The organism is Microvirga subterranea (assembly GCF_003350535.1).
In the GTDB taxonomy this organism is placed as follows: Bacteria; Pseudomonadota; Alphaproteobacteria; order Rhizobiales; family Beijerinckiaceae; genus Microvirga; species Microvirga subterranea.
Map to the genome: position 1 here is coordinate 199,459 of NZ_QQBB01000007.1, position 14,291 is coordinate 213,749.

Here is a 14,291-nt window from a genome sequence, read left to right on the forward strand (position 1 = left end):
AGCTTACTTCTTGCCGAAGGAGAGGTTGCCGAACTTCGAGTTGAAGCGCGACAGACGGCCGCCGCGGTCGAGCAGCTGCTGCGTACCGCCGGTCCAGGCCGGATGGGTGTTCGGGTCGATGTCGAGGTTGAGCGTGTCGCCCTCTTTGCCGTAGGTCGAGCGGGTGGTGTACTCGGTGCCGTTGGTCATTACGACCTTGATGAAGTGGTAGTCGGGGTGGTCGGTTTCTTTGCGCGCCATTGCCATAGTCCTTCTTGCGGCCAGCCAGTCCGGCTTACCGCAGCCTGAGATCGAGCCTGTCGTGAAATGATTGCGCGCCTATACCTCACTTAGAACCTTGAAACAAGCCGCGGGAAAGATGCTAAAGCATCGGACCCGAAAGTGGATCTGCACTTTCGGGATCGATCCGATGCTTTCTCACTGGATGAGAGCATCGTCCGAGCGGAAAACCGGATCCACTTTTCCGCACGATGCTCTAAGTCCCTAGGGTCCCGAATTGTCGTAACGAAAGCTGATGGCCGAACAATCCAACCGCCCGAAAGCCGCCCTGAGCTCGCTCAGGCCGCTGATTCCCTACGGTCTCGCCTATAAGGGGCGCATCGCGGCCGCCATCGCGGCGCTCATGCTGGCTTCCGGCGCGACCCTCGTGGTGCCCATCGCGGTTCGGCGGGTCATCGATTTCGGTTTCTCGGAGCAGGGCAGGGCCTACATCAACGCCTATTTCGCGGTCCTGCTCCTGGTGGTCGCCGTTCTGGCCGTGGCCAGCGCGCTTCGCTACTACCTGGTCATCACCCTCGGCGAGCGGGTGGTGGCGGACCTGCGCGCCGCCGTCTTCCGGCACCTGACCTCCCTCGATCCGGCCTTCTTCGACCAGACCAAGAGCGGCGAGATCGTGTCGCGCCTGACCGCCGACACCACCCAGGTCAAGGCGGCCTTCGGGGTCAGCGTCTCCATCGCGCTGCGCAACCTGTTCCTGTTCTTCGGGGCCGTGGCCCTCATGATCGTCACGAGCCCGAAGCTCTCGGCCCTCGTGCTCGTGGCCATCCCGGTGATCGTCCTGCCGCTGGTCATCTCCGGCCGGGCCGTGCGCCGCCGCTCCCGCGCCGCCCAGGACCGGCTCGCCGACGCCTCGGCCTATGCGGCGGAGGCGATCGGAGCCGTCAGGACCATGCAGGCCTTCGGCATGGAGAGCCGCACCGCCTCGAGCTTCGCGGCGGCGGCCGAGGAGGCGTTCGGGGCTGCGCGCCTGTCCACCACCATGCGGGCGCTGCTGACCGGCACGGGCATCTTCCTGGTCTCGTCGAGCGTCGTGGCCGTGCTGTGGTACGGGGCGCAGGACGTTCTGGCCGGCGAGATGACCGCCGGCCGGCTGTCGCAGTTCGTCCTCTACGCGGTCTTCGCCGCCTCTTCCCTCGGCCAGCTCTCCGAGGTCTACGGCGAGCTCGCCCAGGCGGCCGGCGCGGCGGAGCGCCTCGGGGAGATCCTGGCCGCGAAGCCCGCCATCGAGGCCCCGAGGAACCCGAAGCCCCTGCCGCAGCCGCCCCTGGGAACGGTCGCCTTCCAGGACGTGACCTTCGCCTACCCGACAAGGGCGAGCCAGTCGACGCTCCACGGCCTCAGCTTCACGGTCGCGCCGGGCGAGCGGGTGGCGCTGGTCGGGCCGTCCGGCGCCGGCAAGAGCACGGTCCTGCAATTGCTGCTGCGCTTCTACGATCCTCAGAGCGGGACGATCCTGGTCGACAACGTGCCCATCCAGGACGCCGACCCCTACGTGCTGCGCCATCGCATGGCCCTCGTGCCGCAGGAGCCGACGATCTTCGCCGCCAGCGTCCTGGACAACATCCGCTACGGACGGCCCGACGCCACCGAGGAGGATGTGCGCCGGTCCGCCGCGCTCGCCGCCGCCGACGGCTTCATCCAGGCGCTGCCCGAAGGCTACGGCACGGTCGTGGGAGAGCGCGGCGTGACCCTCTCGGGCGGGCAGCGGCAGCGCCTCGCCATCGCGCGGGCGATCCTGAAGGACGCCCCCATCCTCCTCCTCGACGAGGCGACCTCGGCCCTCGACGCGGAGAGCGAGCGCAAGGTCCAGGTCGCGCTCGAGCGCCTGATGGAAGGGCGCACGACCCTGGTCATCGCCCACCGCCTCGCCACGGTCCGGTCGGCCGACCGCATTCTCGTGATGGAGCACGGACGGATCGTGGAGGAGGGGGCCCATGAGGCATTGATCGCCAGGGAGGGCCTCTACGCCCGGCTCGCCCGCCTCCAGTTCATCGACGACGAGCGCGCGCAGGCGGCGGAATAGCTCGCGCCCGCGCGTGAACCGATGGGCGGCGTCCCGGGTTGAAGGATGGGGCGGCATCTCGCCGTCGCTTCCCCGGGAGAGCGATCATGGTCGGCACCCTGAGCAGAAGGCACCCTCAGGATTCCTCCCGCATCAACATCCACGAGGATTGGGAGCTCCGCTACTGGACGGACCGCTGGCAGATCCCGCGCCAGCACCTGCTGGACACCGTGAAACGGGTGGGCCTCCAGGTGAGCGACGTCGCCAGGGCGCTCGGCAAGAGCGCCTGATCGTCGGCGCCCGATCCTCACCGCTCCGTCAGCTTGAGCTCGATGCGCCGGTTACGGGCATAGGCCTCCTCGCTCGTGCCGGGGTCGAGGGGCTGGAACTCGCCGAAGCCGGCGGCCACCAGATGGCGCGGCTGGACGCCGCGGGCGATGAGGGCCTGCACCACCGCGATGGCGCGCGCCGAGGACAGGGCCCAGTTCGACGGGAACTGGGAGGTGGCGATCGGCCGGGCGTCTGTATGCCCGTCGACGCGGACCACCCACGGAATGTCCGGCGGGACCTCTTTCTCCACCTCGATGAGGGCGCTGGCGATCCGGTCGATCTCGCCGGAGGCTTCCGGGCGCAGGACCGCCTGGCCGGCCGGGAAGAGCACCTCCGACTGGAACACGAAGCGGTCGCCGACGATGCGCACGTCCTGCCGGTTGCCGAGGATCTGCCGCAGGCGGCCGAAGAAGTCGGAGCGGTAGCGGGCGAGTTCCTGGACGCGCTGGGCGAGTGCGATGTTGAGGCGGCTGCCGAGATCGGCGATCCGGGCCTGGCTTTCCTTGTCGCGGGTCTCCGAGGCGGCGAGCGCCTCCTCCAGGGCCGCGAGCTGCTGGCGCATGGCGGCGATCTGCTGGTTGAGGATCTCGACCTGGCTCATGGCCCGGGTCGCGGTCTGGCGTTGGGCGTCGAGGGCCGTGTTCAGCTCGTTCGCCCGCTCCTGGGCGGCGCCACCGCTGTCGACGAGCGCCTGAAGCCGCGCCCGATCGGCCTCTGCAGCCTGGAGAGTCGTCTGCAGGGCGTTCAGGTTGTCCTGGACGGATCGCCGGCTGGAGCGTTCCAGGGAGAGGAGGTCCGTCAGCTCCGAGATCTGGCGGTTCAGCCGGTCGAGCACCGTGTCGCGGCTCGACAATTCGCGGGACAGGAAGAACTGCCCGACCATGAAGACCGAGATCAGGAACACGATGGCGAGCAGCAGGGTCGACAGGGCATCGACGAATCCCGGCCAGTAATTGAGCTGGCCCTGCCGGCCGCGCCTGCCGCGGCCTCCCGTGCTCGACATCGGCATCAGGGCAGCCTTTCACGGGAGAGACGGTCGAGGACCTGCTTGAGCTCCTTCTCCCGGGCGGCCTGCGCCTCCACCCAGTCGCGGATCAGCTGCTGCTCCGCCCGCATGTGCTGGACGAGCCCCTGCACCCCCTCGGCCAGATTGGCCATGGCCTGGGTCGAAGCCCGGCCGCCGGCGCCGTCGTTGACGGCCGCCGTTAGCCGGTTGAGCGCGGTGGCGAGGTCGTTCGAGGTGGTGGACCGGACGGACGAGACTTCGGCGCCGGTATCCATGGTCGAGGTGGCGAGCCAGTCTTCGAGCTCGGTGTAGAACCGGCTCTGGGCCTGGCCGGCCTGGAGGTCGAGGAAGCCGAGCACCAGCGAGCCCGCGAGGCCGAAGAGGGAGGCCGAGAAGGACAGGCCCATGCCCTGGAGCGGAGCCGCGAGCGAGGTCTTCAGCTCGTCGAAGAGCACGGCCGCGTCCTGCCCGGTCCTGAGGGAGCCGATGATCCGTCCGACCGAGCCCACGGTCTCGATCAGGCCCCAGAAGGTGCCGAGTAGGCCCAGGAACACCAGGAGGCCTGCGAGATAGCGCACGATCTCCCGGCTCTCGTCGAGGCGGGCGCCGATCGAATCGAGGACGGAGCGCATCGCCGTGACGGACAGGAGCGAGCGGTTCGACCGGTTGCTGATGAGGGCCGCCATAGGGGCGAGCCGCACCGGGGAGGTGGGGGCCACGAGGCCCTCTTCGGTCTGCCGGATGGTGTTGACCCAGCGGACCTCGGGAAACAGGCGCCAGACCTGCCGGATCGCCAGCACGATGCCGATGGCCATGACGCCCAGGATCAGGGCGTTGAGGCCGGGATTGGCCAGGAAGGCGGCCCAGATCTGCCGATAGAGGATGAAGGCGACGAATCCCGCCAGGACCAGGAAGACCGCCATTCGGATGAGATAGATCCGCGGCGGGGTAAGCGGTTGATCGGCCATCGTTATCCTGCTCGCTCGTGCTTCGAGACCGACCTACTGTGACCGCGCCGGATCGTGGGATCAAGCGCGGCCTCGGGTCCCGTGCCCTCGGCGAACAGAAAATTCAGCCCTTGGCCTTCTTCAGCAGCGCGACGAGCTCGCGGTGGATGATCTCGTTGCCGCAGGCGACCGTCTTCTTGGTGAGCGGATCGCTGCCGCCGTCCGCGTCGGAGATGAAGCCGCCGGCCTCGCGGATCATCAGGATGCCGGCCGCGATGTCCCAGGAATTGAGCCCGCGCTCCCAGTAGCCGTCGAGGCGGCCGCAGGCCACGTAGGCGAGGTCGAGGGCGGCGGCGCCCCAGCGGCGCATGCCGCCCACATGGCCCATGACGGCGGCCGTCTCGCGCAGGAACAGGCCGTGGTCGCCCTTGCCGATATGCGGAAGGCCGCAGGCCACGACCGCATCGGCCATGTCGTTGCGGGCGGCCACGCGGATGCGGCGGTTGTTGAGGAAGGCACCCTTGCCGCGCTCGGCGATGAAGAGCTCGTCCTTGGCGGGATCGTAGATCACGCCGGCGACGATCTGGCCGTCGCGCTCAAGGCCGACCGAGATCGCGAAATGCGGCAGGCCGTGCAGGAAGTTCGTGGTGCCGTCGAGCGGGTCGATGTGCCAGCGGTGGTTCGGATCGGTCCCGTGGACGACGCCGCTCTCCTCCATGACGAAGCTGTAGCCGGGACGGGCCTTCTCCAGCGCCTCGCGCAGGATCTGCTCGGCCTTGCGGTCGGCCGCAGACACGAAGTCGCCGGGCCCCTTGCGGGAGACCTGCAGGTTCTCGACCTCGCCGAAGTCGCGCTTCAGGGAGCGCGAGGCCTTCATCACGGCATCGGTCATGACGGTCATGAGGGGCGAGCGGATCATGCGGTGGTGTCCTAAGCGGTAAGCGTCTCAATCGGAATGCGGTCGGGTGGACCACGGGAGGTGGCGAACGTCAAGCAACTCTCGAACCTACCGCATCCCCAGACGTTCCGCCGCCAGGCGTTCGGCACGGGTGCGGTCGTCCTTGCTCAGGTCCTTGAGGGCGCTGTCGAGCCAGGGGTCGGTCAGGCCCTGGGCGGCCGCCAGGATGTGCCAGGCCGCGGCATCGACCTTGTTCTGCGGCACGCCGCGCCCGGAGGCGAGGAGGCGCGCCAGGCGGTTCTGGGCGATGGCGTTGCCCTTGGCGGCGGCGCGGCGGAAGTAGCGGGCCGCCTGGGACTCGCTCACCTGGACGCCCTCGCCGTTGAACAGCAGGATCGCGTACTCGACCTCGCCGACCGAGCTGCCGTTGTCGGCCGCGCGCTTGAACAGGCTTGCGGCCTCGGTGGCGTCGCGCTCCACGCCACGCCCCTTCAGGTAGAGCACGCCGAGCGCATGCTGGGCGTCCGGGATCTCGTGGTCGGCGGCGCGGCGCAGCAGCTGCACGGCGCGCTGGAGATCGGGCTCCGTGGCGCTCGAGATCAGCAGCAGGGCGAGATTGTAGCTTGCGACCGGATTGCCCTTGGCGGCCGCCTGCTCGAGCCATGTCCGGGCTTGGGCCTGGTTCTTCTCCATGCCGCGCCCGTCGAGGGCCATCAGGCCGAGGGACGCCATGGCATTGGCGTCGCCCCTCTCGGCCGCGAGCCGGTACCAGTCCGCGGCCTTGCGCGGATCGGTCGCGAGTCCGAGGCCCTGGTTGTAGAGCTCGCCGAGCAGGGTCATGGCGGCGGCGTCGTTCCGATTCTTGTCGAGGCGCATCGTCGCCTCCCGGAAGGCGGTCTGGTAAAGGCCGCGCTGATAGGCCCCGTAGGCGAGGTCCGGCTCCGCGGCATGAGCCAGGGTCGCGAGGGCCAGGACGGCGCTCGCCCCGAGAAGGGAGGCGAGCCGCATCAGCCGACATCCTCCACGGTGCCGATTCGCGCGACCGCTTCCGCGACGCCCTTGGCCGGGCCGCCCTCGTGGGACCAGACCGCATCCGAGAGGGCGATGAACTCGGCCTTCGTGGCCACGAGGGCCGGAATCGCGTCGAGGTCCGGCGCGAACGCGACGCAGGGCGTCTCGAAGATCTCGGCCCACCATCCGGCGCGCTCGACGACGCTGTCCAGGGCCTGAAGGGATCCGTCCGGCCGCGGCTCGCCGAAGAGCAGGTAGTCGACCCCGGCCTCGCCCAGGGTCATGGCATCGTCCTTGGTGCGGATGCCGCCGGCTCCGACGGCCCGCCCGTCCTTCAGGCGCTCGCGCAGCTCGCGCACGCGGGCCGAGTCGCCCTGGACATGGACGCCGTCGGCCCCGCCCCGGGCCGCGATGGTGGCAATGTCCGCCTCGCCCTCGACGGCCACGATGAGGGCGGCCCCATGGTCCTGGACGGAGGGGCCTAAAGCCTTCACCTGGTTGATGAGGGAGCGCTCGTCGGCGGCGGCGAGCCGCACCAGCACGGCGGCGACGGTCCCGCCCGCGCAGGCTTCCGCAAGCCGGGGCGCGAAGGAGGCATCCTCCAGAACGGGGGTGACGAGATAGAGACGGGCAGCAGGCTCGGCCATGGTCCACAGGTGGTGAGAGGTTGTCGGACAGCTACGCCATAACGAAAACGGGGCCATCTTGCGAGGCCCCGTTTGTGTCGATCGATTGAGGCGAAAGCCCGGTTGCTTATTCCGCCGCCTGCTTCGTCGTGCCGAAGGTCGGGTCGAGCTCGCCGGAGGCGTAGCGCTTGGCCATCTCGGCCAGCGTGAAGACGCGCTTGATCTTGGAGGCCTGGCCGGCGGTGTTGAACTCCTGCAGGCGCTGCTTGCAGAGCTTCGTCATCGCCTCCATGGCGGGCTTCAGGTACTTGCGCGGATCGAACTCGCCCGGGTTCTCGGTCAGCACCTTGCGGATCTGGCCGGTCATGGCCATGCGGTTGTCCGTGTCGATGTTGATCTTGCGCACGCCGTTCTTGATGCCGCGCTGGATCTCCTCCACCGGCACGCCCCAGGTCGGCTTCATCTGGCCGCCGTACTGGTTGATGATGTCCTGCAGGTCCTGCGGCACCGACGAGGAGCCGTGCATCACGAGGTGCGTGTTCGGCAGCTTGCGGTGGATTTCCTCGATGACGTGCATGGCGAGGATCGCGCCGTCGGGCTTGCGGGTGAACTTGTAGGCGCCGTGCGAAGTGCCCATGGCGATGGCGAGCGCGTCGACCTTCGTCTCGGCCACGAACTTCACGGCCTCGTCCGGATTGGTCAGGAGCTGGTCGTGCGAGAGCTTGCCCTCGGCACCGTGGCCGTCCTCGGCCTCGCCCATGCCGCTCTCGAGGGAGCCGAGCACGCCGAGCTCGCCCTCCACCGAGATGCCGCCGAGATGGGCCATCTCGACCACCTTCCGGGTGACGCCGACATTGTAGTCCCAGTCGCCCGGGGTCTTGCCGTCCGCTTTCAGCGATCCGTCCATCATGACCGAGGTGAAGCCGGCCTGGATCGCCGTCATGCAGGTGGCGGGCTCGTTGCCGTGGTCGAGGTGCACGCAGACCGGGATGTGCGGGTAGATCTCGGTGACCGCGTCCATCATGTGCTTGAGCATGACGTCGTTAGCGTAGGAGCGCGCGCCGCGGCTCGCCTGGATGATCACCGGAGCGTCGACCTCGTTGGCGGCCGCCATGATGGCGAGCGCCTGCTCCATGTTGTTGATGTTGAAGGCAGGCACGCCATAGCCTTGCTCGGCGGCGTGGTCCAGAAGCTGCCTCATGGTGATGCGTGCCATGATATCCTCCGTGTGTTCTTGCTCTTTAACTCTGCCGAAGCTGAACCGCAGCTTAAGCCTTCAGGGCCTCGACGCCCGGCAGCGACTTGCCCTCAAGCCATTCGAGGAAGGCGCCGCCCGCCGTTGATACATAGGTGAAGCTTTCCGCCACGCCAGCATGGTTGAGCGCCGCCACCGTGTCGCCGCCGCCGGCGACGGACACGAGCTTGCCCTCCTTGGTGCGCTGCGCCGCGTGGCGGGCCGCCGCGACCGTGCCCTGGTCGAAGGGCGGAATCTCGAAGGCGCCGAGCGGGCCGTTCCAGACCAGCGTCGCGGCGTCGTTGATGGCGGCCGAGACGCGCTCCACCGACTGCGAGCCCACGTCGAGGATCATCTGGTCCTCGGGGATCGCGTCGATGCCGTAGGTGTGGTTCTGGGCGCCCGCCTTGAACTCGTAGGCGCAGACGCCGTCGACGGGCAGGATGATGGCGCAGTTGGATTCCCGCGCCTGCTCGATGATGCGCAGAGCCGTTGCGGCGAGGTCCTTCTCGGCCAGCGACTTGCCGATGCCCAGGCCCATGGCGTGCACGAAGGTGTTGGCCATGCCGCCGCCGATCACGAGGGCGTCGACCTTCTTCACAAGGTTTTCCAGGAGGTCGATCTTCGTCGACACCTTGGCGCCGCCCACGATGGCGACGACCGGGCGCTTGGGCGCCTCGAGGCCCTTCGTCAGGGCCTCCAGCTCCGCCTGCATGGTGCGGCCCGCATAGGACGGCAGCACGCGGGCGAGGCCCTCGGTCGAGGCATGCGCCCGGTGCGCCGCCGAGAAGGCGTCGTTGACGTAGAGGTCGCCGAGCTTCGCCAGCTCGGCCACGAAGGCCTTGTCGTTCTTCTCCTCGCCCGCATGGAAGCGGGTGTTCTCGAGAAGGAGGACATCGCCGTCCTTGAGGCCGTTCACGGCCTGCGCGGCGGCTTCGCCGATGCAGTCATCGGCGAAGAAGACCGGCTTGCCGAGGTGGGTCGAGACCGCCTCCGCGACGGGTTTCAGGGACTCCTTGGGATCGCGGCCCTTCGGGCGGCCGAAATGCGCGAGAAGGATCACCTTTCCGCCCTTGTCGGCGATTTCCCGGATGGTGGGCAAGACGCGCTCGATGCGCGTCGCATCCGTCACCCGGCCGTTCTCCATCGGGACGTTGAGGTCGACCCGGACGAGAACGCGCTTACCCTTGACGTCGGCCTGATCGAGCGTGCGGAAGGCGGTCATTCAAAGCCTCCGTCAGATGAGCTTCGCCATGGCGACGGCGGTGTCCGCCATGCGGTTCGAGAAGCCCCACTCGTTGTCGTACCAGGACAGGACGCGCACGAAGTTGCCTTCCATGACCTTGGTCTGGTCGAGGTGGAACACGGAGGAGTGCGGGTCGTGGTTGAAGTCCGACGAGACGTTGGGCTGGTTGGTGACGCCAAGGATGCCCTTCAGCTCCTGGCTCGCCGCGCGCTTGATCGCCTCGTTGATCTCCTCCTTCGTGGTGGCCTTCTTGGCCACGAACTTGAAGTCGACCACGGAGACGTTCGGGGTCGGCACGCGGATCGACGAGCCGTCGAGCTTGCCGTTGAGCTCCGGCAGGACGAGGCCCACCGCCTTGGCGGCGCCGGTCGAGGTCGGGATCATGTTCAGGGCCGCCGCGCGGGCGCGGTACAGGTCCTTGTGCATCTGATCGAGGGTGGGCTGATCGTTCGTGTAGGAATGGATCGTCGTCATGAAGCCCTTCTCGATGCCGACCGCATCGTGAAGCACCTTGGCGACCGGGGCCAGGCAGTTCGTGGTGCAGGAGGCGTTCGAGACGACCACGTGGTCCTTCGTCAGCTTGTCGTGGTTGACGCCGTACACGACCGTCAGGTCGGCGCCGTCCGCGGGGGCCGACACGATCACGCGCTTGGCGCCCGCCTGAAGGTGCGCCGAGGCCTTCTCCTTCGAGGTGAAGATGCCGGTGCATTCCAGCGCGATGTCGACGCCGAGTTCCTTGTGGGGGAGCGTCGCCGGATCCTTGATCGCCGTGACGCGGATCTTCTGGCCGTTGATGACGAGGAACTCGCCCTCGACCGCGACGTCGGCCGGGAAGCGGCCATGGACGGAGTCGAAGCGCAGCAGGTGGGCGTTCGTCTCGACCGGGCCGAGGTCGTTGATGGCGACCACCTCGATGTCCTTGCGGCCGCTCTCCACGATGGCGCGGAGGATGTTGCGCCCGATGCGACCGAATCCGTTGATCGCGACCTTCACCGTCATAGTCTGTGCTCCCTTTGTGCGGCGAGGCTCAGGATATCCCGAGTCTCAGAGATTATGCGTTCTCAACACCTTCTCGGCGACTGCTTCGGCCGTGATGCCGAAGTGCCGGTAGAGATCCTTGTAGGGCGCGCTCGCGCCGAACCCATGCATGCCGACGAAGATTCCGTCGGAGCCGATGACCGAGTCCCAGCCGAAGCGCACGGCGGCCTCGACCGCGACCTTGACCGGCGCATCGCCGATGATGCGGGCGCGGACTTTCTCGGGCTGGGCCAGGAAGAGGTCGAGCGAGGGCACCGAGACAACGCGAACGGCGAAGCTTTGTTCACTCAGGAGCTTCTGGGCCGCCAGCGCGATCTCGACCTCGGAGCCCGACGCGAAGATCGTGGCGCGGGCCTTTCCTTCGGCAGGCGAGATCTCGTAGGCGCCGGTGGCCGAGAGGTTCTCGGCCGAAGCTTCCTTGCGGACCTGCGGCAGGTTCTGGCGGGTGAGCGCCAGCAGGCTTGGGCCGTCGGTGCGCTCGAGCGCCAGCTGCCAGCACTCGGCGGTCTCGACCGCGTCGGCCGGGCGGAACACGTGCATCTTCGGCATGGCGCGCAGGGACGCCAGGTGCTCCACCGGCTGGTGGGTCGGGCCGTCCTCGCCGAGGCCGATCGAGTCGTGGGTCATCACGTAGACGACCGGGATGCCGGAGAGCGCAGCGATGCGCATGGCCGGACGGGCGTAGTCGGCGAAGACCAGGAAGGTGGCGCCGGCCGGCACGAGGCCGCCGTGCAGCGCCATGCCGTTCATGGCCGCCGCCATGCCGTGCTCGCGGATGCCGTAATGGATGTAGCGGCCCGCATAGGAGCCGGGCGAGATGGCGGTCAGGTTCTTGGTCTTGGTGTTGTTCGACGGCGTCAGGTCCGCCGAGCCCAGCACCAGCTCCGGCACCGCCTCGGTCAGCACCTCGAGGGCGATCTCGCTCGCCTTGCGGGTGGCGACGGTCTGCGGCTCGGCGATCAGCCGATCCTTCAGCTTGGCCACCGCGGCGGAGAGGCCCTGCGGGCGCACGCCGTTGACGCGGCGCTCGAACTCGGCGCGCTTGTCCTCGGGCAGCGCCTTCAGGCGGTCGGCCCAGGCCTTGCGCTGGCGGCGGCCCTTCTTGCCGGCCTTGGCCCAGGCGTCGCGGATGGTCTCGGGCAGCTCGAACGGAGCGGAGCTCCAGCCGTAGGCGGCCTTGGCGCCGGCCAGCTCCTCGGCTCCGAGGGGCTCGCCGTGGGCCTTGGAGGTGCCGGCCTTCTTCGGGGCGCCGTAGCCGATGGTGGTGCGGCAGGCGATCATGGTCGGGCGGTCCGACTTCTGGGCCCGCGAGAGGGCGCGGCCGATGGCCTGCGGGTCGTGGCCGTCGACGCGCACCGCGCGCCAGCCGGCGGCCTCGAAGCGCTTCACCTGGTCGACGGAGTCCGAGAGGGACAGGGGGCCGTCGATGGAGATGCCGTTGTCGTCGAAGAGCACGATGAGGCGGCTGAGCTTCAGGTGGCCCGCAAGCGCGATCGCCTCCTGGCTGATGCCCTCCATGAGGTCGCCGTCCGAGGCGATCACGTAGGTGCGGTGGTCGACGAGGTCGTCGCCGTATTCGGCGTTGAGCATCCGCTCGGCGAGGGCCATGCCGACGGCGGTCGCGATGCCCTGGCCCAGCGGGCCGGTCGTCGTCTCGACGCCGGGGGTCATGAAGTTCTCGGGGTGGCCCGGGGTCTTGGAGTCGAGCTGGCGGAAGCGCTTGAGCTCCTCGACGGTCATGCCCTTCACGCCCGTGAGGTGGAGGAGGGCGTAGAGCAGCATCGAGCCGTGGCCGGCGGAGAGCACGAAGCGGTCGCGGTCGGGCCAGGCCGGATCGGCGGCGTCGTATTTCAGGAACTTCGTGAAGAGCACCGTCGCCATGTCGGCGGCGCCCATGGGGAGGCCCGGATGGCCGGATTTCGCTTGCTCCACTGCGTCCATGGCGAGGACGCGCACGGCGTTCGCCAGATCGGAATGGGTGACGCGATCGGCGGGGACGGTATCTTGCACGGCGTGTTCCACAGGTCTTGCGGGCGGCCTCCGGGGCCGAGCCCATCCAAAAAGCGAGGGCTCCTTAACACGGGGGAGGGGCGAGTCAAAGGCCGCAACCGGTTAAATCCCGAAGGACCGTTGCCGCTGCGGGGCCGTACGCCTAGTGTCTTGGCCGAATCCCGGATGATGCGATGAGCCCCAACCTCGACGATGCGATGAAACGGCTTGAGAAGGCCCTCGGGCTGCTGGAGGCCTCCGTCTCCCGCCGCCTCGAGGCCGACCGCCGTCGCGGCGACCTGGAGACCGAGCTGCAGCTCATGCAGGACGACCGGTCCCGGCTCGCCGTGGAACTCGACGGCGCGGTCACGCGCCTGCACCGGTTCGAGGCCGCCACCGACGACGTCAGCCGGCGGGTGCGCGAGGCGATCGGTGCGGTCCAGTCGGTCCTGGCCCAGGCCGGCGCGATCCAGGCGGAGGAGGGCTGAGCATGTCCCAGGTGACGGTCACCATTGCCGGAAAGACCTACCGCATGGCCTGCGCCGAAGGGGAGGAGGCGCATCTCGAAAGCCTGGCCGCCGCTTTCGACGCCAGGATCGAGGAGATGCGGAGTGCGGCCGGCGAGATCGGCGACATGCGCCTGCACGTGATGGCCGCCCTGACCCTCGCGGACGAGCTTCACGAGGCAAGGCGGCGCATCGCCTCCCTGGAGCGCGAGATGGACGAGATGCGCCGGTTCTATTCCGCAGGCGACCACCGCATCCAGGCGGCGGAGGCCCGGTTCGCCGAAAGCGTGCAGAACGTGGCAGAGCGGATCGAGCGTCTGGCGCGCAGCCTCAACGCGCCGGTTCAGGGGTAGGCTGGCGCAGGAAACATGGCGACACGACTGACCACTCCCACGATCAGAATCGTGGAGGAAGCCTGCCTCAACGGCTGGCCCGCCCTGCGCACGATCGTTCTCGACGGCTGGGTTCTTCGGCTGGCTGAAGGATACACGCGTCGCGCGAACTCCGTGCATGTGCTGTCCCCGGGAAGCAGGCACGCGGGCGAGAAGGTGGCGGCCTGCGAACGGATCTACGAGGCGCACGGGCTGCCGGCCGTCTTCTGCCTGACCTCTATGGCTCCGTCCTCGATCGGCGCGGTCCTCGATCGGCGGGGCTACGATCCACCGGAGGACGAAACGTGCGTCCTGTATCAGGATCTTTCCCCGGCAAAGACCCGCTGCCTGGATCAGGTCGACCTCGCCGAAGGAGCGCCTACGGAGGAGTGGCTTGAAACGCTCGGCCGGCTGCAGGACCAGGGAAGGGCGGCGCGCGAGGTCCATCGCCGGATCCTCGACGCGCTCGCTGTGCCGGCGGTGTTCGCATCGGTTTGCGAGGAGGGGCACATCGCCTCCGTGGCGTTCGGGGCGGTTCACGACGGCATCGTCTGTGTGAACTCGGTGGCGACCGACCCCGCGTTCCAGCGCCGGGGGCTGGCGCAGCGGACGATCTCGGCGATCCTCGCCTGGGCGGTGGACCGGTGCGGGGCCACGGGAGCCTGCGTGCCGGTGGTGGCCGCCAACAGGCCGGCGGTGGGCCTTTACCAAGGCCTGGGCTTCGCTAGCGAAGCCTACCGGTACCATTACAGGCGCCGGTCGGGCCCCAGTGAAATTTAGGCCGGCGTCTCCGTTTCCCTCTTCCCCC

General features: G+C 68.6%; 15 protein-coding genes. 5 read left to right on the forward strand and 10 right to left on the reverse strand.

Annotated features, from left to right (window positions below; genetic code table 11):
* Positions 1 to 3 precede the first annotated feature (3 nt).
* The gene (gene rpmE / locus DES45_RS18420) at positions 4 to 240 is read right to left on the reverse strand and encodes a 50S ribosomal protein L31 (RefSeq protein WP_114771609.1); all 237 of its coding nucleotides are present in this window, start codon (positions 238 to 240) and stop codon (positions 4 to 6) included.
* Positions 241 to 514: 274 nt separating this feature from the next.
* Here rpmE and DES45_RS18425 point away from each other — a divergent pair, with 274 nt between their 5' ends.
* Together DES45_RS18425 and DES45_RS18430 are read left to right on the forward strand one after the other, a co-directional pair.
* Positions 515 to 2,302, forward strand: a complete 1,788-nt coding sequence (locus DES45_RS18425; RefSeq protein ID WP_114771496.1) for an ABC transporter transmembrane domain-containing protein — start codon at positions 515 to 517, stop codon at positions 2,300 to 2,302.
* A gap of 86 nt (positions 2,303 to 2,388) precedes the next feature.
* Positions 2,389 to 2,571 carry a DUF3606 domain-containing protein gene (locus tag DES45_RS18430; protein WP_114771497.1) on the forward strand — a complete coding sequence of 61 codons (183 nt, stop codon included), beginning with the start codon at positions 2,389 to 2,391 and terminating at the stop codon, positions 2,569 to 2,571.
* 17 nt (positions 2,572 to 2,588) lie between these two features.
* Here the strand turns inward: DES45_RS18430 and DES45_RS18435 are convergent, their stop codons facing one another.
* The 9 genes from DES45_RS18435 to tkt form a co-directional block, all read right to left on the reverse strand.
* On the reverse strand, positions 2,589 to 3,614 hold the full coding sequence (locus DES45_RS18435; protein ID WP_114771610.1) for a peptidoglycan -binding protein: 1,026 nt from the start codon (positions 3,612 to 3,614) through the stop codon (positions 2,589 to 2,591).
* Between the two features lie 5 nt (positions 3,615 to 3,619).
* On the reverse strand, positions 3,620 to 4,585 hold the full coding sequence (locus DES45_RS18440) for a MotA/TolQ/ExbB proton channel family protein (RefSeq protein ID WP_114771498.1): 966 nt from the start codon (positions 4,583 to 4,585) through the stop codon (positions 3,620 to 3,622).
* A 103-nt stretch (positions 4,586 to 4,688) separates the two neighbouring features.
* A complete protein-coding gene (locus tag DES45_RS18445) occupies positions 4,689 to 5,483 on the reverse strand; it encodes an inositol monophosphatase family protein (protein WP_114771499.1) in 795 nt (264 codons plus the stop codon).
* Positions 5,484 to 5,570: 87 nt separating this feature from the next.
* Entirely contained in the window at positions 5,571 to 6,470 is a 900-nt protein-coding gene (locus DES45_RS18450; RefSeq protein WP_114771500.1) for a tetratricopeptide repeat protein, read from the reverse strand.
* Complete coding sequence (locus DES45_RS18455; protein WP_114771501.1) at positions 6,470 to 7,120, reverse strand: thiamine phosphate synthase; 651 nt, start codon at positions 7,118 to 7,120, stop codon at positions 6,470 to 6,472. The genes DES45_RS18450 and DES45_RS18455 overlap by 1 nt, the downstream gene beginning before the upstream one ends.
* A 106-nt stretch (positions 7,121 to 7,226) precedes the next feature.
* Positions 7,227 to 8,315 (reverse strand): class II fructose-bisphosphate aldolase, encoded by a 1,089-nt coding sequence (fba, locus tag DES45_RS18460; RefSeq protein WP_114771502.1) that lies wholly within the window; start codon positions 8,313 to 8,315, stop codon positions 7,227 to 7,229.
* 52 nt (positions 8,316 to 8,367) lie between these two features.
* Positions 8,368 to 9,558 carry a phosphoglycerate kinase gene (locus DES45_RS18465; protein WP_114771503.1) on the reverse strand — a complete coding sequence of 397 codons (1,191 nt, stop codon included), beginning with the start codon at positions 9,556 to 9,558 and terminating at the stop codon, positions 8,368 to 8,370.
* 12 nt (positions 9,559 to 9,570) lie between these two features.
* Positions 9,571 to 10,578 carry a type I glyceraldehyde-3-phosphate dehydrogenase gene (gene gap, locus DES45_RS18470; protein WP_114771504.1) on the reverse strand — a complete coding sequence of 336 codons (1,008 nt, stop codon included), beginning with the start codon at positions 10,576 to 10,578 and terminating at the stop codon, positions 9,571 to 9,573.
* 45 nt (positions 10,579 to 10,623) lie between these two features.
* Positions 10,624 to 12,627 (reverse strand): transketolase, encoded by a 2,004-nt coding sequence (gene tkt / locus DES45_RS18475; RefSeq protein WP_114771505.1) that lies wholly within the window; start codon positions 12,625 to 12,627, stop codon positions 10,624 to 10,626.
* Positions 12,628 to 12,800: 173 nt separating this feature from the next.
* Here tkt and DES45_RS18480 point away from each other — a divergent pair, with 173 nt between their 5' ends.
* The 3 genes from DES45_RS18480 to DES45_RS18490 are packed head-to-tail and all read left to right on the forward strand — an operon-like array spanning position 12,801 to position 14,263.
* On the forward strand, positions 12,801 to 13,094 hold the full coding sequence (locus DES45_RS18480) for a DUF4164 domain-containing protein (protein ID WP_114771506.1): 294 nt from the start codon (positions 12,801 to 12,803) through the stop codon (positions 13,092 to 13,094).
* 2 nt (positions 13,095 to 13,096) lie between these two features.
* Positions 13,097 to 13,465, forward strand: coding sequence for a cell division protein ZapA (locus tag DES45_RS18485; protein WP_114771507.1), 369 nt, complete (start codon positions 13,097 to 13,099; stop codon positions 13,463 to 13,465).
* Between the two features lie 15 nt (positions 13,466 to 13,480).
* A complete protein-coding gene (locus DES45_RS18490) occupies positions 13,481 to 14,263 on the forward strand; it encodes a GNAT family N-acetyltransferase (RefSeq protein ID WP_114771508.1) in 783 nt (260 codons plus the stop codon).
* Positions 14,264 to 14,291 lie beyond the last annotated feature (28 nt).